We start from the raw sequence: 25,013 nt of genomic DNA, 5'->3' as shown, positions 1-25,013 counted from the left end.
TATCAACAACTTCTAACAGCTCTAGGAGTCATCGAATCCTCTCTTCCCCCGCTCTAGCCGCTCTTATCCTACTCCTGATGGGCAAAATTTCTCATGATCCCTGTGGCCCAAATATTGGATAATCAGATCTGGCAGAAATCATACGCTCCTCACTATGTCTGAAGCTCAAGCTATTAGTAACGCCGTCGCGAAACTGTACGATACCTATCCCTTTCCTCCAGAACCCTTCCTTGATGAACCTCCTCCGGGATACAACTGGCGCTGGAATTGGCTGACGGCTTACCAGTTTTGTACGGGACGTAAACCTCCTCGTCAAGATATCCGTATCCTGGATGCTGGATGTGGCACGGGTGTCGGTACAGAATATTTGGTTCATCTTAATCCCCAAGCCTCTGTAGTGGGCATTGACTTGAGTGCTGGAGCGATCGCTGTGGCTCAGGAGCGTTGCCAGCGATCGGGGGCTGACCGAGTGGAGTTTCATCACCTCAGTTTGTACGATGTGGCCCAATTACCGGGACAGTTTCAGCTCATCAACTGTGTGGGAGTCTTACACCACCTCCCCGATCCCATTCGTGGCATTCAATCCCTAGCTTGTAAGTTAGCGCCTGGGGGAATTCTCCATATTTTTGTTTACGCCCACTTGGGACGATTTGAAATTCAACTGATGCAACAGGCGATCGCTCTGCTGCAAGGAGAACATCGTGGAGATTACCAGGATGGCGTAAAAATTGGACGCGATCTGTTTTCCGTATTACCGGAAGATAACCGCATCGTGCGGGAAGACAAACGGCGCTGGGCCTTGGAAAATCATCAAGATGAATGTTTTGCCGATATGTACGTTCATCCCCAAGAAATTGATTACACCATTGAGACTCTGTTTGAATTGATCGATGCTTCCGGATTAGCCTTTGTGGGCTTTTCCAATCCCCAGTATTGGACCATTGAACGCCTGCTTGGGCAAGCCCCAGACCTGATGAAACGAGTAGAGAGCCTAAGCGAACGCCAACGCTATCACTTGATTGAACTGCTTGACCCAGAACTGACCCACTACGAATTCTTCCTTGCTCGTCCTCCCCTGGATCGCACCGACTGGTCGGACGATCGAAGTCTGGCCGCAGCGATTGCTGAACCCAATCCCTGTCTCCATGGATGGCCCTCCCGAAGCCTTCTCAATCAGGACTATAAACCCGTTACCCTATCCGAGGAACAATTCCAACTGCTTCAAGCCTGTAATGGTCAACAAACCATTGCACAGATTCTGAGCGAAACCCAACACAACCTAGAACAGATGCGATTTCTCCTAGAGCAAAACTTGATTCTTTTAACGCCCCCAATCTCGGAAGATAACCCCACAAATCTTTGAGGATAATTCCCTATTTCCTGATGCCCTCAAAGGATTAACACTTTCTTCAGAAACTGATCCCTCTCCGTGATATGATTTCCAGGGAGTCTACGAACAGACCTCTCAGGGTCACCTGAAAGAACGTTTGGCTAGATCCTCTGTGGCTCTCCTGACGGAGAAAACTCCACAGAATCCTTTTCCCGCAAAGGAATATCCCTTTTTACGCGGTGATGGAAAAACGCAGACCAACAACTCAGGTTAACCAGTCGAAGTGAACACCTCCGACGAATCTCCGAAAACGGAAACGCTAACAGCAGAAGACCTGCCCCAAACCCCTCTCCCCAGTGCCTCACCGGGCGCAATGGAAGAGTATTATCAACTACAAACTCAATTGTATGGTTGGACATTGGGAATGACAGGAGTTGCCTTCGTGTCTGTCTGGTTCTTTTATTCCCTGGGAACCGCCCTCAGTTATCTGATCGGCTCCTGTGCGGGGATAGTTTACCTCAGACTGTTGGCTAAAAACGTAGAAGGACTCGGACGAGCAAAGCAACGTCTTGGCAATACCGGTTTAGCCATTTTCATTGGCGTGATGATTGTCGCCTTCCAATGGAAACAGCTAGAAATCGTGCCCATTTTTTTGGGATTTTTAACCTACAAAGCTGCGATCATCGCTTATGTTCTCAGGACCACCTTAACTCCATAATCAGCGAGCGATCGCCCCATGGATGATCGGTAAAATCCTGTAAAAAGGCAAGCCACTTCGATCAGTACCCTAACTCTGAACCCTCTTTAATAATGGATATGCTTAACTTCCTGGACGCTTATCATAGCCTCCCGTTCGCCGAGCTTGAAGTCGGTAAGCATCTCTATTGGGAAATCGGTAATCTCAAAATTCATGGGCAAGTCATGATCACCTCCTGGTTTGTGATTGGATTGCTTGTGATTGCCTCAGTCGCCGCCACTCGAAACATCCAAAGAGTACCCAGCGGAATGCAAAACTTCATGGAGTACGCTTTGGAATTTATTCGAGACCTGGCCAAAAATGCCATGGGTGAAAAAGAATATCGACCCTGGGTTCCCTTCGTCGGTACTTTATTTTTGTTCATCTTTGTGTCAAATTGGTCAGGGGCCTTAGTTCCCTGGAAAATCATCCATTTGCCAGAAGGTGAACTAGCTGCGCCAACCAGCGATATCAATACCACGGTCGCCCTAGCTCTTTTGACCTCCCTAGCGTATTTTTACGCCGGTCTCAAAAAGCTGGGCTTAGGATACTTTGCTCACTACGTTGAGCCAGTGCCCTTCATGCTCCCCTTCAAGGTAATTGAAGACTTCACTAAGCCTCTATCCCTGAGCTTCCGTCTATTTGGTAACATTCTGGCTGATGAACTGGTGGTTGGGGTGTTAGTCTTACTGGTTCCCTTGTTTATTCCCTTACCTGTGATGGCATTGGGAATATTCTTAAGTGCCATTCAAGCCCTCATCTTTGCTACCTTGGCAGCCACCTACATTGGGGAAGCTCTAGAAGATCCCCATCATGGCGAAGAAGAACATAGCTAGCCGTCAAGGGACAAGGCTCATCCCCATCCCAACAGAGAGAGAAGCTCACTCTGCCGATCTTCGGTCTCAAGCCGAAAGAAAAAATCCTATCAAGTGTACTCAATTTAAAAAAGGAGATTGAACCCATCATGGATTCACTAATTGCTGCTGCTTCCGTTATTGCTGCTGCCCTTGCTGTTGGTTTAGCTGCTATCGGTCCTGGAATTGGACAAGGAAACGCTGCTGGTCAAGCCGTAGAAGGTATTGCCCGTCAACCCGAAGCTGAAGGAAAAATCCGAGGCACTCTCCTGCTGAGTTTGGCATTCATGGAAGCGCTAACCATCTACGGTCTGGTTGTTGCCCTCGTACTCTTGTTTGCTAACCCCTTCTCGTAAGCGATCGCGCTGACGAACAGTAGAGATAGGAACGCTTTCTATCTCTACCCTAATCTAACGAAAGCCAATCGCCGAGATTGTCAGTTCCGTTACAGATTAGGCCAAACTCCCTAGAAACGCTAGGGAAACCCTGCTCTGTTAACCAAGAACAGGATAAGTGTAAAACCAGAGCAAATCGTTAAAAACTGGGGACGATCGCCAATGATCGATGGGACAATACTTCTTGCAGTAGAAGCAGCGGCTGAGGAAGCAGGAGGTCTTTTTGACCTAGATGCCACTTTACCTGTAATGGCTATCCAATTCCTTATCTTAGCAGCTCTACTGAATCAGATTTTTTATAAGCCTCTCGGCAGTGCTATAGATGAACGGAGCGACTATATCCGTTCTAATTTAACCGAAGCTCGCGAACGTTTAGCCAAAGCTGAACAGCTCGCGAATCAGTACGAAGAAGAACTCGCAGGCGCTCGTAAACAATCACAAGCTGTGATTGCTCAAGCTCAAGCTGAAGCCGATAAAATTGCAGCTCAGAACATGGCTCAGGCCCAGCAAGAAGCTCAAGCCAAACGCGAACAAGCCCAGCAAGAAATCGATCGACAAAAACAGGAAACCCTAGGCGTTTTAGAAGGACAGGTAGACCAACTCAGTCGCCAAATCCTCGATAAGCTGCTCAAAACCTGTTAAGGATCTTGCTGCTTAACCTTCGATACCCACATAACATTTCGGACTTCGTTTGTGTCCCAATCCTGGGTCGAAAACGAGGAAAACCTGTAGAAAAACTGCGCTCAAATGGACTTTCCTAGCATGGGTAATTTGTGGTTGCTGGCAACAGAAGCAACAAAAGGTGGATTCGGACTCAATTTTGATGTACTTGAGACGAACCTCATTAACCTCGGTATTATTATCGGAGTGCTGGTGTACTTCGGTCGCTCGGCAGTGGGTAAAACCTTAGCCGACCGGCGCGAAGCCATTGAAAACGCCATTAAAGATGCCGAAGAGCGACAACAAAAAGCGGCATCTGCGCTCAAAGAACAAGAACAAAATCTCGCTCAGGCTCAAGCTCAAGCGGAAAAAATCCGTCAACAGGCGGGTGAACGAGCCGCATCGGTAAAAGCCACCATCTTGGCTAAATCGGATGAAGACATCCAAAGATTACAAGAAACAGCCGCCCAAGATCTAGACGCTGAACAAAGTCGAGTGATTGCTGAACTTAGGAAACGGGTGGTAGCTTTAGCGATGCAACGGGTGGAATCCCAAATTAGAGATGAATTAAATGACGATCTTCAGCATCAACTGATCGATCGCAGCATTGCTAGGGTAGGAGGAAACTAATGGCAAATAGTTCCATGATAGGTTCAATTGTAGAACCTTATGCCCAAGCGCTAATGTCCATCGCCCAAAATCATGACCTGACCGATAAGTTTGGTGATGATGTGCGTCTGATCTTAGAAATGTGGGAGAGCAGCGAACAGCTCCGCTCGTTTTTAGGTAATCCCTTAGTGAACCCCGATGCAAAAAAAGGGGTTCTCAGACAAATTACAGAAGAGGGAACGGATGCTTATGTTCAACGGTTCCTCTTCCTGCTGGTCGATCGCGGACGCATCCAATTTTTAGATGGCGTTTGCCAAACCTACCTGGCCCTATTGCGGAAACTGAATCAAACCGTGTTGGCCCAGGTGACCTCAGCCGTAGAACTGAGGGAAGAAGAACGCACAGCGATCGCCGAGCGCACTCAAGCGATGACCAACGCTAGGCATGTAGAAATCGAAACTCGCATCGATCCAGACCTGATTGGTGGCGTAATCATCCAAGTGGGATCTCAAGTGATTGATGCCAGTCTGCGAGGCCAACTGCGGCGCATTGGTTTAGCTCTGGCCTAGGGTCTCCTCCCTGGAGACTTGAGCGTCCTAAAGCTCAAAATCTGAAGTACACACAGCACCTCTTATATCCCAAAATAGACGCATATGGTAGCTATCAGACCAGACGAAATTAGCAGTATTATCCAACAACAAATTGAACAGTACGACCAAGATGTAAAAGTCTCTGAAGTCGGTACAGTTCTTCAAGTTGGTGATGGTATTGCGCGGATTTATGGCTTAGACAACGCCATGGCCGCAGAACTTGTAGAATTTGAAGACGGAACCGTTGGTATTGTCCTCAACCTGGAAGAGGACAATGTGGGGGCGGTATTGATGGGTGATGGAACCAATATCCAAGAAGGTAGCTCCGTTCGCGCTACCGGCCGGATTGCCCAAGTCCCCGTTGGTGATGCCATGATTGGCCGGGTGGTCAATCCCCTGGGTGAAGCGATCGATGGGAAAGGCGACATCAATACTAGCGAAAGTCGGTTGATTGAATCTCCTGCTCCTGGAATTATTGCCCGTCAATCGGTTTGCGAACCCCTGCAAACGGGAATTACGGCAATTGATGCCATGATTCCCGTCGGTCGCGGCCAACGGGAGCTGATTATTGGCGATCGCCAAACCGGAAAAACCACCGTTGCTATTGATACGATTATCAATCAGAAGTCCGAGGATGTAGTTTGCGTTTATGTGGCGATCGGTCAAAAAGCTTCTACGGTAGCTCAAGTCGTTGCTACCCTGGAAGAAAAGGGAGCCATGGACTACACCATCGTGGTTGCCGCTAACGCCAGTGACCCCGCCACCCTACAATATATTGCTCCCTATACTGGAGCAAGTATGGCGGAATACTTCATGTACAAAGGCAAACATACTCTCGTAATCTACGATGACTTGAGTAAGCAAGCCCAAGCCTACCGTCAAATGTCCCTGCTCTTGCGTCGTCCTCCCGGTCGTGAAGCCTATCCTGGAGATGTATTCTATCTCCACTCCCGTCTGCTCGAGCGGGCAGCTAAACTCAATAGCGAGCTGGGTAGCGGTAGTATGACGGCTCTACCGATTATCGAAACCCAAGCTGGGGATGTTTCGGCTTACATTCCCACCAATGTAATTTCGATTACCGATGGTCAAATCTTCTTATCGGCTGACCTATTCAATTCTGGCTTACGCCCAGCGATTAACGCCGGTATCTCCGTATCCCGTGTGGGATCGGCAGCTCAAACCAAAGCCATGAAAAAAGTGGCTGGGAAACTGAAACTGGAATTAGCTCAGTATGATGACCTGCGAGCTTTTGCCCAGTTTGCGTCTGACTTAGATAAGGCAACCCAAGACCAATTGGCACGGGGACAGCGCCTGCAAGAGTTACTCAAACAGCCCCAAAATTCACCATTGAGTGTACCCGAACAGGTGGCTAGTGTATATGCAGGATTAAATGGATATCTTGATGATATTGCGGTAGAAAAAGTCGCAACGTTTGCCCAAGGATTGCGGGATTATTTGAAATCGAGCAAACCCAAGTTTGGCGAAGTGATTCAGAGTGAGAAGAAACTCACCGATGAAGCAGAAGGCTTGTTAAAAGAAGCGATCGCTGAATATAAGCAAACCTTCTTGGTGTCTGCCTAGTCTTCAGATAGTGGATAGTCGATCCCTATCCACTATTCCCTGTCCCTATCTCCTTGTCTTTCCTATGCCAAATCTTAAAGCGATCCGCGATCGCATCAAATCCGTTAAAAATACTCGCAAAATTACGGAAGCTATGCGTTTGGTGGCCGCAGCAAAAGTGCGTCGCGCCCAAGAACAAGTGTTAGCCACCCGTCCCTTTGCTGACCGTTTGGCTCAAGTCCTGTATCGCCTGCAAAGTCGCCTTCAGTTTGAAGATGTTGACCTCGAACTGCTCAAAAATCGGGATGTAAAAACTGTTGGCTTAATTGTCTTTTCCGGCGATCGCGGCCTCTGTGGCGCATACAATGGTAACGTCATCCGTCGCGCCGAAATGCGAGCCAAAGAACTCGAACAAGAAGGCCTCAACTACGAATATGCCCTCTTAGGCCGTAAATCTGTTCAATACTTCCAGCGTCGGGATGTCCCCATTGCTACTACCCGCACAGACCTAGGACAAATACCCAGTGCTGAAGAAGCAGACGAAATTGTAGATAACATTCTCGGATGGTTTATCTCTGGTAAGGTAGACCGGGTAGAACTCATCTATACCAAATTCGTCTCCTTAATTAGCTCCAGACCCGTTATTCAAACCCTACTTCCCTTAACTCCCCAAGGGTTAGAAGTCGTTGATGATGAAGTCTTTCGCTTAACCACAGCCAATGGTAGCTTCAATGTTGCCAGAGAAAAAGTTACGTCTTCCTCTGAAGAGAGTTTCCCCAGAGATATGATCTTTGAGCAAGATCCTGTACAAATCCTGGAAGCCCTCTTACCCCTATTCGTTAAAAATCAATTCCTACGCGCCCTGCAAGAATCAGCCGCTAGTGAATTAGCTGCTCGGATGACAGCGATGAGTAGTGCTTCGGATAATGCAAGTCAAATGATCAACACGCTCACCCTATCCTATAACAAGGCTCGGCAAGCTGCCATTACCCAAGAACTCCTAGAAGTTGTCGGTGGAGCCGAAGCCCTCAACTAGATTTAGCGCTACGCGCTGGTAATGGATAATTCCATTAGTTATCGGTACAGCCTGATAGTCTCTAGGCTGTACCGATTTTTTTATGTATAGCGCTTTGATAAATTAGTATAATTAAATACTTTCTCAATTTTGCTCTGGTCGTCTTTAGGATTCAATCCTGCTGATGCTGCTCCCCAGGATGGATATTTACCCATGACTGCTAAATAACCCGAAGGAATACCCCAAACCATAAATCCGACAATGGCACGACCCAAATTATCGGTCTGGAAACTGTCAATAACATAGGCAATTAAACAAATGGTCGAGCGTCTTTTATAAAGGAAATACTCGTTGCCCTAAATCCACAATTTCTTGCTTTTCTTCTACTAAGTGTACACAGATAAATATCTTCACTAGGCATTAATCCATAGTATTCAATCTGATTGATACCTAACTCCTCCGGATAGCGATCGACAAAAACAGAGAAACCCGCTTGTTCCAATTTAGTTTGATAATCCTGACCATACATTCTGACATGATCGTGATGACCAAAGCGTTGTCTCCGCTCCTTGAGAGTTAAGTCACGGGTTCCTTCAACCGTTTCTTCTCGATCGCGATCGAGAGGGACTTGTAAAATTGCCCATCCCCCAGGTTTCAACACTCTGCATAGTTCACGCATTGCTTGAGTATCATCTGGAATATGCTCTAAGACATGACTACATAAAATAACATCAAAGGAGCTATCTGGATAATCAATCTTAGTGATATCCATTTGCAGCATCGCTTCTCCAGGTTGGATATCCGCAGTCCAATAGGTTAAGTTAGGCACAGTTTTTAATCGTCTTTGCAACCAATATTCTGGAGCAATGTGCAGAACCTTTAACTGCTCTGAAAGCAAAGAGGTTTTATTCTGCAAATACAGCCACATCAATCGATGTCTTTCTAGAGATAGACATCCAGGACACAAGGCATTCGGGCGTTTATTTGCTCCAAAAGGTAGAAACGTCCGAAACTGCTGTTCGCAGCACGGACACAATACGCGATCGCCTGCATACCAGAGTGCTGATACTTTCAGGATAGGGGAAACGATCTTAAAGAACAAAGACCGCTTTCTGAGTAACTGTTCATAAATGGATAATACGGAATTTTTATTCATGGGTTTTCCTCTTGAGCTTAATCTAACAAGGGTAATTTTTTTGAAAATATCAGCAGCAGACCACCGGGTAATGAAATAATCCAAGCTAAAACCGTAATTGTTAAAGAAAGGATTACGGCAGATTCTGCGGTTAAGTCAATGCGTAGAAATAGATAGACCCAGAATCCTTCTTTTATTCCTAATCCGCCTAATGAAAAAGGTAAGAGACTAACGATGGTAATCATTGGAATGAAAACTAGAAGCTCAAAATAAGAAATCTCAATGTTGAGTTGTTGAGCGACTAGATAATGATAATAAATTACACCTAAAATGAATAATGTCGCATAAAATAGGGATAAATTAAACACTCGTGAGTTGCGCTGAAAAGAAATACCAGCTTGTTGAATTTTGCTTAAACGATTGCCTAGATTTTCAAGAGGAAATAATGTAAATACTCTTTTAGTTATGTTAAACAACCTAGGGCTGGTAAGTGTTAACCATACCATACATAAAAAACCTGTAGTAATCATAAACACTAAAAGGATATCCCATTGATCGATCAGCCTCCAAGCAAAAGGCAACCCCAGCATGGCTAAAAAACAAAGAGCGATGAGACCTGTAAATCTCTCCAGCAGTACCGAAGCTGCTGCGACTTCGGCATTTTGTGTTTCTCTAGAGACTTGAAAAGTTCTATAGACATCTCCCCCGAAAGATCCGGGAAGAAACAAGTTGAGAAACATGCCACAAAAATAACTCTTGAGTAAATAAATAATCGGGAGTTTATAGCCACTCGACTTCAAAATAACTTGCCAACGCAAGCAACTAATCCATTGTAATAGGGTATAATAGAATAAACAAAATATAATAAACCCAATCGATAAATCACTGATTTTTGCCCAGATCTGTTCCAGATTAACTAGACTAAAGATCGCAACAATTATGGATAGGCTAATCAGAGCCTTAATCGCAGTCTGTTTGATTTTATTCATAATTATTCATTTTGGAGTATAGGAAAGTTTTAATTCTCTGGTTTCCATAATTTCACCTGAGCGCCGAAGGTTTCAAACTGAGAGTCACCCAAAGTCTTATAAAGATTATGCTCTTTTGCATGAAGAAAACTTTTAGGCGGTTGCAAGCGATCGAATTGATGAATCCATACTCTATTGTGATTGGATAATATACTGTTGAGTTGATCGAGATCGGTTAAGAGTTTACCCCCTCCCCAACGGTCAATGACTTCTCCATTGCGAGCATATACTGCATCAAAAATAGAAAGACGATGGGGAATATAATAATCTAATCCACCAATGGAGGTATATACAGCAGAAGTGTTGGATATAATGATATCTCCAGGTTGTTTGTGGGATTGAATATAATCAAGTATTTCTGTGTTGCGGATGGCGATCGCATCTGAATAAGCACCCACAACTTTTTCGACCTCTAGATTTCCTAGGAGTAGAATGGCTAGAAAAATCCAGGTCATTTTCTGAATTACACGCTGACTGCTTAATTGTTGATTCCAGGGTTGACTGATAGTCCCAATCAAACAAGTTGCGCCATAGAGAGAGAGGATGATACATAGAGGATAGATGGGATAAAAATATCGGGCAGCCACTACATAGACGAGAAGGGTTTGACAGAGAAGATTAACGCCAATTACAGTATACAAACACAGGATTACTTTCTGGGGATATTGGAGAAAATACACTAGCCCAGCTATGAATAAAACAGTATAAATCAAATTCATCCAATTCGGGCCAATGAAGAAATTGGTAAAAAATCCCGTTACGTCTGATAATCTCGGTTTCAAGTAAGAATCTGTGGTTGTGGAAATAGCAACGACTGGTGTTAAGCATTTAACTATAAAAAAGCCAATGTTGTAAGCATACACTCCCATGACTGCAAAACAGCCGATCGCAATGGACTTATCTTCACGCCATTCCAAGGGAAAGTAACTACACAGAAAGCAGAGAAACAATCCAGGAAGTAGGGTTAAACTACCTTCCTGAATGAGTAACATGATGATTACTCCAACATAAAATAGATATTGGTAGCGTTTCTGTTTTCCTTCAATAAAACCTTTAATTAAGAACCAAATGTTGATGAGGGTTACAAATTGCAACACTTGATAAAATCGGATAAAGCGCGAGTACCATAATTCCCAAGGATCGATCGCCAAAATGGCCGTCACCACTAAGGCTAACCCGGTTTTTCCGGTAATGGCACGAGTCAGAAAAAAGACAACGACTAAAGTGGCAGTACCAAATAGTACGGACAAAAACCGGGCATTCATCGCAGAGTCCCCCACCCACCGTAACCAGAGAGCCAAAAGATAGTGAAAGATGGGGCCTCTGGTATACCAAATGCCAGAAGTGGTTACGGGTGCGCCAGTGGCTAAAATGCCTCTGGTAGCATCTAAGGAGGTATATTCATCGGCTTCTAAATCCATGGCATCAAGACGGTAAGCTCTGAGGATGAACCCTCCTAGGGTAATGGCCACTACTATTATGTAATATCCCCATTGAGGCCAGTGTTGTTGCCAGAAGGTAATGCCATCAGTCCAGATGCGCTGAGTCTGTTGCCAAAACAGTAGAGCTAGACCCCATAAAATGAATCCACTAGCGACTATCCACACCATGGGCCATTGAGCTGTATTGTCTGCTAAAGCTAAACCCAAGGCGATCGCCCCAATCCAGGTTAAGATAAACCACAGACTCCATAGGATGACCCCACTGATGGGTGTAGGAGATAACCCTAGATGGCGATTAACAATACAACTCCAGAGTAAGGTTAAGCAAACCACTCCCACAAATCCCAGTAAAATCAGCACATCACTATGGGGTTGGGCAAATATTAGCCATCGTTCGGAAATGCCATAGCGATGTTTAAGCAATTCCATTACGCTTAAAAACATTGTTCCGGGAAAGAGCAAACCTGTACCAATGTCTAACGTTGCTCCTTTTATTCCTGCTGTATCTCGCCAAAACACTCCCAGAACGAAGCTATAAATAGAGATGAATAGACATCCTAAGCCCCACCATATACTTTGATGCCATAACCAATGGGGATAGTTGAGAGCATAGCTATCTCCCTCAAGCGATCGCGAAAATTGGTCAGGATTTGGTAAATTGAGTTGAATGGCCGCTTCAGCAGCGCCTATTCCTTGTTCCCAACCCCTAATGGGGGACTCCAGACTCTGCCAACTCGAATCCGTCTGAATAATCGATTCAGGGGTTCCTTGAGCATTTTCCACCCATCCATCGAGCCAAAATTGAGAGACAATTTTCCGTTGGGGGGGTTCATTAAAAGCTACATGCCAATCTTCCGTTAATGGTGGCGTTAAATGAACTGCTAGGGTATTGATTCCCGGATGTAAAAAACGACTCACCTCTGATAAATGCAGGGTTTGGCTATCTTCAGTCGGATAATGCTGAACCAGCAACCCATTAATCAGGAGTGAACATTCATTCTGAGCGACCCATCGCATCCAAGCCTGTTGGGGTTTAACGGAAACTGACCAAGAGGTTCTCAGCCAGGTTTCGCCAGAGGGACTCAGAGAACTGGTAATCCAATGTCCTGTTAAGGGACGGTCAAATACCAGGGGGCTTAAGCGGCTATAGGTGGCTTCATTGGGGGGATCGAGAGTGGTGGCTAGAGGCCAGGTTTGATCGGGAAAGTCAGCATCAAACCAGTGTAGCCGTTGCCGACTCTGGAACCGTTCAGACACTTTCCAGGCACTGGTTCCCGTGCTGATATCGATCGCCTTTTCCAGATCCCCCACTGGATAAATTTTCCCTTCTAAGAGTAAACGGGGATGCTGTTGGGAACTTTGCACTTCAACGGCGATCGCATTTTTTCCCGGTTGCAGATAGTGGGTCAGATCGACATAATACGTGACTTTCCAATCTTTGGGGGCCCGTAAATAAACCCATTCCGGACGTAGGGAGGGAAATGGACGGAAATCATTCAGTTTTTGCGGCCAGTCTTGCACCAATCCCCCTAATCCTAGCGTATTGCGTAGGATACTCACTTCTTGAGTCAATACCTTTCCATTCACATATAGCCGAAAATCATTATCCGCGCTCAGGCGCAACCACCCTCTTTTGACGCGATCGGGTAAATTAAGGGTTTGACGAGTGTAGAGACGATAGCTAGGGTTGGGTAAGCCTATCCAGGTCACTTGAGGAGACCAATTGACCGGAGTGGGTAGCATTGGAGGCTGATCCCAAATAGAGAACCCCAACATTCCCACCAGATAACCGGTAATGGCAATTGAAATGATAGAGAGCCAAGAAAAGGAATGTTTCATGAGGTAGGATCGATGAATTTTTCCCAAATTTTGCGATCGACCGATTGACGATAGCGTTGCCAAGCTTGATCCAGGTCTTGGTCGTGATAATTTTCCCAAGATAAATGTAAATAGGCCTGGCCAACGACTGCTAACATGGGTTGCTGAAAATAAGGTTGTAAATTGATTAGCTTTTTGGCAATTTGGGCCGATCCAGGAAAGTCCCAATTAACTACTCGAATGACCATCAAAGTATATAAAGCCTCTAAATGATTAGGAAAAGATTTTAAACTTTCTTCGCAGTATTGAGCTGTTAACATTGGCTTGGCATTATTGGGTTGTCTAGCTCGGTTTTGATAATTGGGGCTATCTAAGAGGTCGTAGGTATAGGGAAAGGGCTTATCCCGTTGTCTTTTAGGCACAACAGGTTGCTTGAATTGATCGATCCCTTGATTGAGTTGAGTAGTAGCTAAATACCCTTGGGCTAAATAAAAATGGGGATTGAGGCGCAAGGCTTGTTGAAAGTAAGAAATGGCTTGGGTATAATTATCTAAACGATACCGTTCTAATCCTTGGGTAAAGGCAATCAGAGCAGGATTGGGTTGCTTACTGTACCATCCAGCTTTTGCCCATCGCTCTAGAAAGGATCGATCTCCTTCCACGAGGGGATACCAACGGGCTAAACGTTGGGATTGCACCATGACTTGCTTGTAGTGTCCCTTAGCAAACTCGGTCTCTAGGTGATGGTTGAGCAAGTTAACAGTTAATGTGGAGCCAAGAATGAGCAGGAATATCGAGATTATCCAGGGGGATAAGCTGCGAATATCATCAATCCAAGCAGATAATCTTCGATCGCCTAACTGGAGATAATAGGCTAAAAGGCTAAAGCTTAATCCCAGAATGGCCAAGCTCCAACCGCGCCCAATGGAGTTAAAAAAGGCATCGCTATAACCAAAGATTGATTTGACCATCCATTCCCAAGAGGAGGGTTGAAACACATAACGGTCTCTAACTCGACTTTCAAAGATAGAGGGAACTGGTTGATAAATTCCCAATTCGATGTTCTGTTTCCATTGAGATTTAATTTCAGGAAAGTTTTGCTCTACGTGCAGAGTAATGGGTTGCCGTTGTTGGTAGAGAGATTTAGCTAAAAAGAAGATACGCGGCGACCAAGTGATCGTATAGTAAGGATACAATAATACTAAGATCAGTAACATCCAAGTCAGCCGTTGATGCAATTGGGTATTGTGCCATCCCAATAGGACAGAAAGCATCAATCCTAGGGGAATCAACCCTAAATAACGCCATTGATTGAGATTGGCTAGATCAACATCAAAGGCGCTTAAGGTTTCTGGGGGCAGGGTATACCACAGGTTGAGAATACTTTTGAGCAGGAATAAAGTGGCGATCGCCATCAACAAGTGACTTCGCTGTATCTGAGCTAATATTAGCCTGATCTGCTCCATTTCTATACCTCTCAAAAGTTTGACTTCTTCTCCATAGGATTACACTATTAATTAAACACTAGAGTTTTTCCAGAATCATTAATTGTCCATTCCTGAAATTTAAGGCATAGGTTGTTTTACAAGTCTCCATGATTTCTTGAAGGGTTTTGACTGACCAGAAATTGACATGAAACAAAGACCTCTTTTCTTGAAGCACAAGAGGCGCAATGATTATCTTGCCCTGTGGATTAAGATAGTTTTGGAGATTCCACAGAGTATCTTTTATTTTCTTTTCAATAACGATATGCTCAATCACATCTATCATAACGATTAAGTCAAATCGACCTATTTCTTGATATTGAGTGATATCTTGTCTCTGAAATGAGAACTGAGGAAATTTATCTCTCAAGTCTGTAAATAAGACATCAGTAATATCAATGCCTAGATAGTTTCTTGCTCCTAAATCTGCCAAGATTTGGGTGTAAAATCCTGTGCCACAGCCAACTTCTAGAATACGAGCTTGGGAAATGTTTATGTTGGCTTGAGTACAAGCTTGAATAAAAAGTTGACCCGCTTGAGTGTATTCTTCCTGGTTTTCAAGTTCCGATCGCCCCTCATGGCCGACTCCCTGTAACGATAAACCATAGCGCGTCAGGCGATCGCCCCAATAGCGCTGGGCATCATAATCCCCATTTTGACCATAAATCCAGGGCGCGATCGCCCATTTATACAGTCCCTTGGTCAGACGTTCTAAATTTTGCAACATAGGTTTTATCCTCCGTAAGAATTACAAATGGGTAATTAAAGCATGGGTTGGCTGGTGGGGATGGGTTCGAGAAGATCGCCCGGTTGTAAACCTTGGGGATAGACCACAATGATTTCCCCAGCAGTCAGACCATCCAGGACTTCGCGCTGATTGCCATAGGTGCGTCCCAACTCGATAGAACGCAGAATAGCTTGTCCTGACTCCACCACCATCACCATCCCTCTAGCTCCAGAAAGTTCGCTAACTGCGCTCTCTGGAATCACCAAACTGGAGTCACTGGACTGAAAACTGGCGACTCCTTGTAACCCTGGTGGCATTTGCGCCTCATCCACGGCAATCCAAACGGAATAGGTATACTGGCGATCGATGCCAATTTTTACTGGGGTAATGGCCTGGGTTTCAATGGTGGGATTGACGCGAATGACTTCTCCTGTATAGGTTTTTCCTGGATAGGCAGTAAAATTCATTTGGGCGCGATCGCCGATTTCAATGGCATTGAGTTGGGCTTGGTCAATAAATGCCTTAAAGACCATATCTTCTGCTAGGGTCATTAAAGGGTCAGGAGCTTGAGGTTCAGCAATTTCTCCGGGATGGATATACATCCGACTGACTAAGCCATCGGTCTCGGCATAAATAACAGAGCGATCTAAGGTTCTCAACGCCTCTTGCAGTTCCAGTTGCAAGGTTTCAATTTCCAGTTGATTGACGGCAAATTGCTCGTCAAAGTCGCGCCTGGCTTGATTGAGGGCTTTTTGGGCTGCGATTAGTTGGTTTTCCCGATCCAGATAGAAATCCTGATTACTAAACTGGCGGTCTTGGGCGATCACTTGTCCCCGTTGGGCTTCTAACCATTCCTGTTGACGTAGAGCATAGAGGTCTTGCATTTCCAGGACTTGAAATTCATAAATTGCCCCTTCTAGAAACAACTCTTCCATTTGTTTGAGCTTTTGTTCGGCCACCTTCATGCGCTCGCGAGCCTTTTCTACGTTTTCCTCAATTTCTTGCTGGGCAAGGGTTTGGATTTGTTCGACTCTCTCTTGGGCTTCTTGCAGCCGCGATCGCGCAATGGCCACATCTGCTTCTAACTCTTGTATGCGCTCTGGAGCCGAGAGTTCTAGGGTTTGTTGTCTTTTTGCGGCGATCGCCAATTGGTTACGAATTTGATTGACTCGTTCTTCAAAGGGAATAGAATACAGCTCAACGAGGCGATCGCCTTTTTTCACCCTTTGCCCTTCCACCACATAGACTTTTTCCACCGGCCCAGAAACTAACGGACGCACATCCACTTGTTGCAAAGGCACAAATTCCCCTGGCCCAGCTAAACGAGTTTCTAAAGGAATACTTTGAACAGAAACGGTTTCCACTGGAATCGGTTTTCCTTGACTTCGGTAGCGACTGGGAACCCCAAATTGAGAGAAGTAAATACGAGATTGGGGATTATTCAGAGCTGGTAATAGGACAGTAAACCCTAAACTAATCATGATGACTAAAGGAATGGTAATCACAAGTCCCCAGATAATTGTGCGATACATTTGGGAAGGCAAATTCGGAGAAGTCATAGCTAGAAAATAAGAGAGTCATCTGCTATGATCTCTGAGGAGTTACTGTTGCTTAGGGCTTGAGCGAAAACCTGAGACCACTGATGGGTAATTCGGCTCCAGTTAAACTGGGTTTGGATATGCTTTAATCCTTGGCAACCTAGTCGTTGTCTTTCTTCGGGGCAATTTAGTAAATCTGTAATTACCTCTGCTAATTGATGGGGATCTTTTTCCGGGACTAACCGGCCGGTAACGCCATCAATAATTACATCTTTAATCCCTCCCACATCACTCGCGACTACCGGTTTACCATGGGCTAAGGCTTCAATCATCACAATTCCTAATCCTTCCGTATCTCCTTTGCGATCGACAATGGCAGGCAAGACAAAAATATCGCAAGTGGCATATTCCTGGGCTAAGGCTTCTTTAGAGAGTACCCCTAAAAACTTAACTTGCGCTTCTAACCCTAGCGCTTTGCACTCTTCCTTAAGTTCACTTTCTAAGATTCCTTGACCGACAATGTGTAATTGCACTCGACGATCTCGTAAAATTAGGGGCAAGGCTTGCAATAGATAAGTAACCCCTTTGCGTTCATCCAAACGTCCCACAAACAGCAGTTGCGGAATCGGGTTAGCTGGGATTTCTGACTCTAGTTGAGGCGTGATAGTAATCCCATAAGGAATTACCGTCACCGGTTCAGAACTGAGGTTACCAATCAAGGCTTGAGTAAAGGAAGAATTAGCTGTTACCCCTTGACTTTCGGGAATTAACTGACGCAAAATACGGGCAACAAACCCAAATTTTTTTGCTAACAGCAATTCTCCTCCATGAAAACTAAACACCATGGGAATTCCCAAGAGTTTAGCTACTGGGAAAGCCATTAAACCATGGGGAAATGGCCAGTTAATGTGCAATAAATCGGGTTTCAGTTTCCAGCACAACCCAAAGAGTTGCACGGTTCCCAAGAGGATATAAAGAGCGGCTGGAATCAGATACCAGGGTTGGCGCTGAATCTTGGTGGGCGCACCATCTCGGACTAAGTTTTCTAAGGGTTTAGGGCAATAGCGGAATCGATAGACGAGTACATTATCCAGGGTATAGTGAGGGCAACCTTCATAGGCAGGGGCAAACACATAAAAGTTAGCTCCTGTGGGTTGAAGTTTGAGAATCACTTCACGAATAAAGGCTCCATGATTGCCATCAGCAGTCAGGGGATAAACCGAGGAAACGACGAGAATTCTTTTTTTCTCTAGATCGTGTATCATCATTAGTGGATATCATCAACTTTAATGGGAATCAATTGATCTACTGATAACTTGATTTTTTCTTGTATCTTAAACTGAATAAACCAACTCAGTAGCTTGATGAAATCTAGAGCAGAAGTCAATAATCGACCTTTACCAAACTTAGTAGTTCCAGAATATCGGGTATGCCAGGGAGTAGGCACTTCAATGATGGTATGTCCAAATCCAGCTAAGGCAGCCAGCAGATAACGATGGGTGGTTAGGTCTAAGAGTTCAGGAGAAATTAAATCTCGTCGCACTAATTTAATCCAGTTCATGTCGTGAATTTTTAAGCCTAAGAAAGAGCGACAGACTTTGTTAGCAATTTTGGAAGTGAAGAGCTTTCCGTCTTGGCGGTTTTGTCGCCAACCCGCTACTCCATCTACTCCTGGAGACCAAGCAGAGAGAAGCAAAGGAATATCGCTGCGTGGGTCACTTTCTAGGTCAGCCTGTCCCCAAAAAATCCAATCCGTTTTGACGCGGGTTAAGGCGGTTTTCCAGACTTCGGCAACACCTCGTCGATGGGGGTGGCGCACAACGGTGAGAAAATCATAGCGCTGTTTGAGATCTTCAACAATTAAGGGGGTGTTATCCTCACTGCCATCATCGACCAATAAGACAGGGAACTGATAGCCGAGTTGGTGAAAAGTTTCCTCTAGAAATTGAAACAGTCGTTTCAGGTTTCCCTCTTCGTTAAAGGCAGGAATAACTACAGTGACAGACTTCGGAAAAGAATTCATGATGACACCATTAATCTATGAGTAAAGGTCAAGTCAATTGTTCTCTTGTAGCAAAACATCGCTTTAATTAGCGAAATAAAATGAAGTTTAGCTCAAGTTAGATACCGTAATTTATCAAATAAAAAGCGAGTCATATAGCCCACATTTAATTGTTCTTTTTGTAAAAACAGCCTAGTTATTATGGGTCAGAGTTTAGGCTCTAATAATTTAAGTCAACAACAAAAATCAACAGGCAGCAGAGGAACTCCCTTTGCTGCCTGAAATCGGTTTATACCAACATCGCGCCACCGGAATGGGTCGTACCATCCATTAACCAGAGAGCGTTATCCCCCGTGGCACTGTCGCGCCAGAAGATATCTGGGGAACCGTTGTTATCGAAATCTCCTAGCCCCTGCACATCCCATCGGGCGATCGCCCCACTGAGGTTCTGTCCAGAGGCGATCGTGGTATCATCAATGAACCACACCGCATTGCTTCCAGAGCCATTACGCCACAGAAGATCGGCTTTATTGTCCCCATTGAAGTCCTCTGTACCTTGCAATTCCCATCCGGCATTGGTACGCCTGATACGCCTACCAGAGACCAGAGACAGTCCATCCATCAGCCAGATAGCATTAGCTCCATTGCTGGAGTCATTCCAGAGAATGTCAGTTTTGCCATCAGCGTTGAAGTCATCGAGAGCTGCAACTTCCCAGTTGGTTCCGACAGAGCGGAAGTTACCGCTATTGACGCGAGAGCTACCATCCATGAACCAGATAGCGTTTTGTCCCGTGATGGGGTCGCGCCAGAAGATATCGGCATTGCCATCCCCATTAAAGTCTTCCGTACCTTGCACTTCCCAATTCGTGGCAGCAGAGCGGATGGCATCAGTGCTAGTGACACTACCACCATCCATCGTCCACAGTTCATTGGCTCCGGTAGAGGTATTGCGCCACATTAAGTCCGCATCATTATCGCCATCGAAGTCATTGGCTCCGACCAGTTCTAGAGTTGAGTTACTGAGGTTAACGGTGGAGGAGACACTACTGCCATCCATGAGCCAGAGTTCGTTATCTCCAGAACTATTGCGCCACAGCACATCGTCTTTGTTGTCAGCGTTGAAGTCAGCCGTAGTAGCAACCGTCCAGGATTGGTCTTGAGTTTCAATGGCTGCGGGGTTGACGGGTTCTTCTGGCTCTTCATTATGGTTGCCAAAATCGATACCAGTAACAATTTCACCAGAATTTAGCGTTACTGTATGTGTACCTTCAATGTGTACATTATTGGAAGTTCCATAGATATTTAACTGCCAAGAGTTCCAAGTACCAATGTCTACAGACTGTTCATCTGAGACCTTCAAAGTCCATTCTCCTAGAGAGGACTCTCCCCAATGGCGAGCAGAAGTTAATACCCAATTTGAGTAGTTATCTTGTGAGTCTTTGTGAGATTCCGCTAGAACTGATTCAGTACCGTCTGGAGAAATAAGAACAATTTCTAAGTCTCCTCGTGCCGAGTGAGTCGCATCGAATACAATTTCAACCCACTCAATATCAATGTCATCATTGATGGTAAAAGTTGAAGAAATTCCAGTGGGGTTATTATCCGGAATGTCTTGATTAACATCGAGTCGTCCAGAAGTTGTTGAGATTTCTTGTCCTACAGTCACCCAATCAGTAGCAGCCTTTACTGCTGCTGTGGCATCAATTGCGCCAAAACCATATTTATGATTAACCAGATGTCCAGCTCCATTGGTCGTCCAATCTAAATCAGATGGATCGTTGTGTTCGGCTGTTTCTACCAATATATGTTGTACGTCTCGCCAACTCAAATTTGGATTGATGTCTAATAGTTGAGCAATAACACCAGCAACTAAAGGAGTGGCTGATGATGTCCCACCAAATCCATTGGCACTGTTATCTGTATAGTCGCCAGAAAAATATCCATAAGAGCCTAACAAATCAGTCGTTGCAATCCCTGGAGTATCTGGCAAACCTGCACTAGAATAACCAGAGATTAGAAGTGGTGCTCCTGATTCACTATAAATAGCTTGTTTCCCATTATGATCGATTGCTGCAACAGCAATAGTGTAACGAGAATTAGCCAAGCCATTGTAGTTGACGTTTAAGCCATCTTGTCGATCGTTTCCTCCGGCAAATAAATAAATACTTCCCAATCCATCTCGACCATTAATCACTCCATCTTCCATTGCTGCTAGAGTTAATGGGCCGGGACTCAAAAAAGAGGCTCCTGGTTTCCAACTGTTGTTATATATATCAATGTCTTGATTCATGTAGGACAAAGCATTTGCATTCATCCAATCATTGGAAGGGCCAGCATTTAACCGCAGTCCAGCGAGGGACGCTTCTGGTGCTGAACCACTCACTCCAATACCATTATTGCCACTAGCTGCTGCTACTCCTGCCACGGCTGTTCCATGAACTTCAGAGCTAAAAACTGGTGATGGATCGGCATCGTTATCATTGAAATCGTAGCTTAAGTCTTGTCGATAACGGGAGTTAAGATCGGGGTGTGCATATTGCAGTCCGTCATCAACAATTCCGATAACTACACCCGTTCCTTGAGCCAAATCCCAAGCTGTTTCTATGTTCGTATCAGCTCCAACAGTTCCACCCATTTGACCTGTATTCACTAAGTGCCACTGATCGCTAAAAAGAGGGTCATTTGGAATGAATTGTTTTTTGAGTTGTTGCTCTACCAGTGGGAAGAAGAAGGTTATATTTGATAAGGAATTCAACTCATCCTGTATTTGAAGTCCATGAGAGTGTTCGGGGAATTCAAAACGGTAAGTATTGGGGATAAATCCTGTTGCCCCTAGATTAGTTGCTCCTAAACTTCTAGCTAAGTCATCTGGAGATTGATTAGGCTCCAAACTTACCACCCATTCAGTTACAGAACTTAGTTTATTCGATTCATAAGTTTCTAGATTAGAGGCTCTAGCAATTGCTAATTCTGTTGAGCTGAAACCCTTGTTCTGCAATCTAGGTGTAGGAAGTCCGATATTACCTGGAGATGTTTGCTTCCAACCCCTCTGCATCTCTTCTGCCACATAGTACGTGCCTGGTGCCAGATCGGTGAATGCATAATTACCACTAGCATCCGTGATGGTTGATAATTCACCAGCATCCCGTTGACCATTTTGATTCTCATCTAGATAGATTGTCCAATCTGCTAGCCCGGGTTCTCCTGTGTCTCGAACTCCATCTCCATCAAGGTCGTTCCATTTCAAGCCTCGAATTTCACCCAGAGTTACGGGAGTAGTGATTTCAATGGCTTCAGCATCAGTGTTGTCATTTTCATTGGTCTCGCTAATGACATCACCTGAATCAATGACCGCACCAATATGATAAGTGCCATCTCCAGTCCAGAAAGAATGATTAGCATCGGGTAGGGTTAAGTTTTGCGTCAGTAGTTCTGTTGTGGTATTGCCAGTGAGACCGTCAATAGAGCGAGTATCCAGAAGAATATCATCATTGTTACCAATCGTAGAATCTTTGGAGAGGTAAAACTCTACATCAAAAGCACTGGCTTCTCCTGCTTCAGTATTTTGAATACTAAACTCAACTTGGAAGTTCTCATTTGGATGAAGTGAGTTTTCTACTATATTGAAGGAATTACTTACTAAGTTAACCTCATCAGGAGTCTCCTCAATTAGGCGGTTGCCAAAATTAATATCAGTAATAACTTCGCCGGGGTTGAGGATGACCTCGTGGCTTCTGGCAACTGGTGGTTCTTCTCCCTCTACTCTCAGAGTCCAAGAACGCTCTTCGGTCATCCACTGAGCACGCATTTCTTCATCGCGTACCAGGTCTGTATTATCTACAACTTCTGCCTTGAGCGTATAAGTTCCTGGTGTTAAATTCAAAGTTGATGCTCGATCGAATGTAGTGCTTGTTGCTCCTGATATAGGCACTTCATCTAAGAACCACTGAACGTCTAGATCGTGCGAAACTGGATCGACGGGATCGACAAAAAACGTATCATCTACACCATAAAATCCTGATGGAGTAGCATTATCAATGGGCTGAACAACTTGATAAGCAGTTAGGATAAATTGCTCTATATTGACCTGTTCAAAAGGCTGACCCAGACTCCGCATTTTAGAGTTTTCTGTGGGTCTATAAATGCCTTGTTCGCTGTAATTAGCTCCTTCAAATGTGCCAACATTGGGTTCATCTAACCAACGATACCATTTGGTCTGTGATGCTTCCATCTCATTAGCATTATAAATGCTGACATTAGCTACTTCGGGTTCTGGTCCTGTATAGTTGACAGGACCACCATAGTCATATTCGTCAGCCAGATTGGCAAATGAATGGCCAAATTCATGCAAAAGTATTTCGCTGGCAAAAGTAGTTCTCGCAGAAGCCGTACCAACGTCTTCACTTGGCCAAGCAACACCGCCATGCTTTGTTGAATTACCGATCGCTAATATCTGATCGACATCGGGAGCATTGTTTGCAGCTAATTTCGCTTTATCGAGATCGAGAATTAATCCTCGATCGACACCTCCTCCCCCAAAACCCATATCCAATGCTGTATCTTTCAATACTCCATTTGGATCGTTATCTACCCCTGATTCATTGGAAATAACATCTACTCGATGTACATTGAAGAATTTTGAGTAATCATCCAGGGGCAATTCTGCAAAGAATGGAGAGAGAAGATTATTGACATCATCTTGGTATGTTCCTAGCTCAGAATTTGTATATCCGTCTCCAAGAAAGACAATATCAATTCGATTATCTGTGGGGCCATTATCGAGTAATGTAGAAACATTCCATGGAGTTGGTTGTAAGGGAGAATGAATACCGTTATTCTGGGTTGAGTTATCCGTCTCTAACTCAGTAATTCCTCCAGTTAAAGTACCATTGTCCAGAAAATCGTAAAATACGACTTCAGGGCCAGGATCGACATTTTCTCTGAGTTGTCGCGCATCTATAGTTGTATTAGAGTTCTCAATAGGAGCTGGAAAAATGCTAGGTGGTTCTGGGTATGTTTGTTCCCAACCACTCTGCATCTCCTCTGCCACATAATACGTGCCTGGTGCGAGATCGGTGAATGTATAATTACCACTAGCATCCGTGAGGGTTGATAATTCACCAGCATCCCGTTGACCATTTTGATTTTCATCGAGATAAATTGTCCAATCTGCTAGTCCGGGTTCTCCCGAGTCTCGCACTCCATCTCCATCAAGGTCGTTCCACTTCAAACCTTGAATTTCACCCACAGTTATGGGAGTAGTAATTTCAATGGCTTCAGAATCAGTATTATCATTTTCATTGGTCTCGCTAATGACATCACCCGAATCAATGACCATACCAATATGATAAGTGCCATCTCCAGTCCAGAAGGAATGATTAGCATCGGGTAGGGTTAAGTTTTGCGTCAGTAGTTCTGTTGTGGTATTGCCAGTGAGACCGTCAATAGAGCGAGTATCCAGAAGAATATCATCATTGTTACCAATCGTAGAATCTTTGGAGAGGTAAAACTCTACATCAAAAGCACTGGCTTCTCCTGCTTCAGTATTTTGAAGGCTCAACTCAACATTCAAATTATCGCCAGGATTGAGTGAGCTTTCTACTACATTGAAGGAATTAGTTGATAAATTTTTATTGGTATTTTGTACGAGATCAACCGTTCTATCCAGAAATTGCAGCGTTTCAATATCTTCTAGGGTATCTGTTCCTAATGAACCAGTTACAGTGACCCTTGTTCCATCAATAGTAATGGAGTAGTCATTGTAATTTCCATTGTATATACTTACATCATTACCAATACCACCAGAGATATAATTGTTTCCCCCACCACTAACAGTGATGGTATCATTACCACTGCCACCAGAAATAGAATTGTTTCCCCCACCACTAACAGCGATGGTATCACTACCACTGCCACCAGAAATAGAATTGAAGCCACCGCCACTAACAGTTATTGTGTCACTACCACTGCCACCAGAAATAGAATTGAATCCACCACCGCTAACAGTTATTGTGTCACTACCACTGCCACCAGAGATAGAATTGAATCCACCACCGCTAACAGTTATTGTGTCACTACCACTGCCACCAG

General features: G+C 44.7%; 19 protein-coding genes. 9 read left to right on the top strand and 10 right to left on the bottom strand.

All coding sequences use genetic code 11. From position 1 onward, the window contains the following. Nucleotides 1-154 precede the first annotated feature (154 nt). The 9 genes from AC3A14_RS07400 to AC3A14_RS07360 all read left to right on the top strand — a co-directional run bounded on the left by AC3A14_RS07400 (nucleotide 155) and on the right by AC3A14_RS07360 (nucleotide 7,770). Nucleotides 155-1,363: a class I SAM-dependent methyltransferase gene (locus AC3A14_RS07400; RefSeq protein ID WP_318731218.1), complete on the top strand. Its 1,209-nt coding sequence runs from the start codon at nucleotides 155-157 to the stop codon at nucleotides 1,361-1,363. Between the two features lie 250 nt (nucleotides 1,364-1,613). After that, nucleotides 1,614-2,048, top strand: a complete 435-nt coding sequence (locus AC3A14_RS07395) for an ATP synthase subunit I (protein ID WP_318719786.1) — start codon at nucleotides 1,614-1,616, stop codon at nucleotides 2,046-2,048. A 98-nt stretch (nucleotides 2,049-2,146) separates the two neighbouring features. After that, on the top strand, nucleotides 2,147-2,902 hold the full coding sequence (gene atpB, locus AC3A14_RS07390) for a F0F1 ATP synthase subunit A (RefSeq protein ID WP_318719785.1): 756 nt from the start codon (nucleotides 2,147-2,149) through the stop codon (nucleotides 2,900-2,902). Nucleotides 2,903-3,030: 128 nt separating this feature from the next. After that, nucleotides 3,031-3,276 carry an ATP synthase F0 subunit C gene (gene atpE, locus AC3A14_RS07385; RefSeq protein ID WP_271936094.1) on the top strand — a complete coding sequence of 82 codons (246 nt, stop codon included), beginning with the start codon at nucleotides 3,031-3,033 and terminating at the stop codon, nucleotides 3,274-3,276. Between the two features lie 201 nt (nucleotides 3,277-3,477). Then, nucleotides 3,478-3,957 carry a F0F1 ATP synthase subunit B' gene (locus AC3A14_RS07380; RefSeq protein ID WP_318719784.1) on the top strand — a complete coding sequence of 160 codons (480 nt, stop codon included), beginning with the start codon at nucleotides 3,478-3,480 and terminating at the stop codon, nucleotides 3,955-3,957. A 120-nt stretch (nucleotides 3,958-4,077) separates the two neighbouring features. After that, nucleotides 4,078-4,605: a F0F1 ATP synthase subunit B gene (locus tag AC3A14_RS07375; protein WP_318719783.1), complete on the top strand. Its 528-nt coding sequence runs from the start codon at nucleotides 4,078-4,080 to the stop codon at nucleotides 4,603-4,605. Next, nucleotides 4,605-5,153, top strand: coding sequence for an ATP synthase F1 subunit delta (gene atpH / locus AC3A14_RS07370; RefSeq protein ID WP_318719782.1), 549 nt, complete (start codon nucleotides 4,605-4,607; stop codon nucleotides 5,151-5,153). The genes AC3A14_RS07375 and atpH overlap by 1 nt, the downstream gene beginning before the upstream one ends. Nucleotides 5,154-5,237: 84 nt before the next feature. Further along, complete coding sequence (atpA, locus tag AC3A14_RS07365; protein ID WP_271936098.1) at nucleotides 5,238-6,755, top strand: F0F1 ATP synthase subunit alpha; 1,518 nt, start codon at nucleotides 5,238-5,240, stop codon at nucleotides 6,753-6,755. Nucleotides 6,756-6,819: 64 nt separating this feature from the next. Then, a complete protein-coding gene (locus tag AC3A14_RS07360) occupies nucleotides 6,820-7,770 on the top strand; it encodes a F0F1 ATP synthase subunit gamma (protein WP_318731216.1) in 951 nt (316 codons plus the stop codon). An 80-nt stretch (nucleotides 7,771-7,850) separates the two neighbouring features. Here AC3A14_RS07360 and AC3A14_RS07355 read toward each other — a convergent pair whose 3' ends face one another. The 10 genes from AC3A14_RS07355 to AC3A14_RS07310 all read right to left on the bottom strand — a co-directional run. After that, a complete protein-coding gene (locus AC3A14_RS07355) occupies nucleotides 7,851-8,024 on the bottom strand; it encodes a hypothetical protein (protein ID WP_318731215.1) in 174 nt (57 codons plus the stop codon). A gap of 35 nt (nucleotides 8,025-8,059) precedes the next feature. Next, nucleotides 8,060-8,905 carry a methyltransferase domain-containing protein gene (locus AC3A14_RS07350; protein ID WP_318731214.1) on the bottom strand — a complete coding sequence of 282 codons (846 nt, stop codon included), beginning with the start codon at nucleotides 8,903-8,905 and terminating at the stop codon, nucleotides 8,060-8,062. A 17-nt stretch (nucleotides 8,906-8,922) separates the two neighbouring features. Further along, nucleotides 8,923-9,873 carry a lysylphosphatidylglycerol synthase transmembrane domain-containing protein gene (locus AC3A14_RS07345; RefSeq protein ID WP_318731213.1) on the bottom strand — a complete coding sequence of 317 codons (951 nt, stop codon included), beginning with the start codon at nucleotides 9,871-9,873 and terminating at the stop codon, nucleotides 8,923-8,925. 29 nt (nucleotides 9,874-9,902) lie between these two features. Beyond that, on the bottom strand, nucleotides 9,903-13,193 hold the full coding sequence (locus AC3A14_RS07340) for a glycosyltransferase family 39 protein (RefSeq protein ID WP_318731212.1): 3,291 nt from the start codon (nucleotides 13,191-13,193) through the stop codon (nucleotides 9,903-9,905). After that, nucleotides 13,190-14,638 carry a tetratricopeptide repeat protein gene (locus tag AC3A14_RS07335; protein ID WP_318731211.1) on the bottom strand — a complete coding sequence of 483 codons (1,449 nt, stop codon included), beginning with the start codon at nucleotides 14,636-14,638 and terminating at the stop codon, nucleotides 13,190-13,192. Before AC3A14_RS07335 ends, AC3A14_RS07340 begins: the two co-directional genes overlap by 4 nt. Nucleotides 14,639-14,696: 58 nt before the next feature. Continuing rightward, nucleotides 14,697-15,383 (bottom strand): class I SAM-dependent methyltransferase, encoded by a 687-nt coding sequence (locus AC3A14_RS07330; protein WP_318731210.1) that lies wholly within the window; start codon nucleotides 15,381-15,383, stop codon nucleotides 14,697-14,699. Between the two features lie 35 nt (nucleotides 15,384-15,418). After that, entirely contained in the window at nucleotides 15,419-16,942 is a 1,524-nt protein-coding gene (locus AC3A14_RS07325; protein ID WP_318731209.1) for an HlyD family secretion protein, read from the bottom strand. Nucleotides 16,943-16,944: 2 nt separating this feature from the next. After that, on the bottom strand, nucleotides 16,945-18,189 hold the full coding sequence (locus tag AC3A14_RS07320) for a glycosyltransferase family 4 protein (protein ID WP_318731208.1): 1,245 nt from the start codon (nucleotides 18,187-18,189) through the stop codon (nucleotides 16,945-16,947). Next, nucleotides 18,189-18,944 (bottom strand): glycosyltransferase family 2 protein, encoded by a 756-nt coding sequence (locus AC3A14_RS07315; protein WP_318731207.1) that lies wholly within the window; start codon nucleotides 18,942-18,944, stop codon nucleotides 18,189-18,191. The genes AC3A14_RS07320 and AC3A14_RS07315 overlap by 1 nt, the downstream gene beginning before the upstream one ends. 268 nt (nucleotides 18,945-19,212) lie before the next feature. Continuing rightward, the coding region (locus tag AC3A14_RS07310; protein ID WP_487778911.1) for a S8 family serine peptidase at nucleotides 19,213-25,013 on the bottom strand (5,801 nt) is incomplete at its 5' end.

This window comes from Roseofilum sp., assembly GCF_982964205.1.
This window is presented reverse-complemented; position numbering and strand designations above follow the sequence as displayed.

Coding starts and splice junctions, on each gene's coding strand:
- AC3A14_RS07400 (WP_318731218.1), top strand. CDS start 155: ATGTCTGAAGCTCAAGCTATTAGTAACGCCGTCGCGAAACTGTACGAT.
- atpB (WP_318719785.1), top strand. CDS start 2,147: ATGCTTAACTTCCTGGACGCTTATCATAGCCTCCCGTTCGCCGAGCTT.
- atpE (WP_271936094.1), top strand. CDS start 3,031: ATGGATTCACTAATTGCTGCTGCTTCCGTTATTGCTGCTGCCCTTGCT.
- AC3A14_RS07380 (WP_318719784.1), top strand. CDS start 3,478: ATGATCGATGGGACAATACTTCTTGCAGTAGAAGCAGCGGCTGAGGAA.
- AC3A14_RS07375 (WP_318719783.1), top strand. CDS start 4,078: ATGGGTAATTTGTGGTTGCTGGCAACAGAAGCAACAAAAGGTGGATTC.
- atpH (WP_318719782.1), top strand. CDS start 4,605: ATGGCAAATAGTTCCATGATAGGTTCAATTGTAGAACCTTATGCCCAA.
- atpA (WP_271936098.1), top strand. CDS start 5,238: ATGGTAGCTATCAGACCAGACGAAATTAGCAGTATTATCCAACAACAA.
- AC3A14_RS07360 (WP_318731216.1), top strand. CDS start 6,820: ATGCCAAATCTTAAAGCGATCCGCGATCGCATCAAATCCGTTAAAAAT.
- AC3A14_RS07350 (WP_318731214.1), bottom strand. CDS start 8,905: ATGAATAAAAATTCCGTATTATCCATTTATGAACAGTTACTCAGAAAG.
- AC3A14_RS07345 (WP_318731213.1), bottom strand. CDS start 9,873: ATGAATAAAATCAAACAGACTGCGATTAAGGCTCTGATTAGCCTATCC.
- AC3A14_RS07340 (WP_318731212.1), bottom strand. CDS start 13,193: ATGAAACATTCCTTTTCTTGGCTCTCTATCATTTCAATTGCCATTACC.
- AC3A14_RS07335 (WP_318731211.1), bottom strand. CDS start 14,638: ATGGAGCAGATCAGGCTAATATTAGCTCAGATACAGCGAAGTCACTTG.
- AC3A14_RS07330 (WP_318731210.1), bottom strand. CDS start 15,383: ATGTTGCAAAATTTAGAACGTCTGACCAAGGGACTGTATAAATGGGCG.
- AC3A14_RS07325 (WP_318731209.1), bottom strand. CDS start 16,942: ATGACTTCTCCGAATTTGCCTTCCCAAATGTATCGCACAATTATCTGG.
- AC3A14_RS07320 (WP_318731208.1), bottom strand. CDS start 18,189: ATGATGATACACGATCTAGAGAAAAAAAGAATTCTCGTCGTTTCCTCG.
- AC3A14_RS07315 (WP_318731207.1), bottom strand. CDS start 18,944: ATGAATTCTTTTCCGAAGTCTGTCACTGTAGTTATTCCTGCCTTTAAC.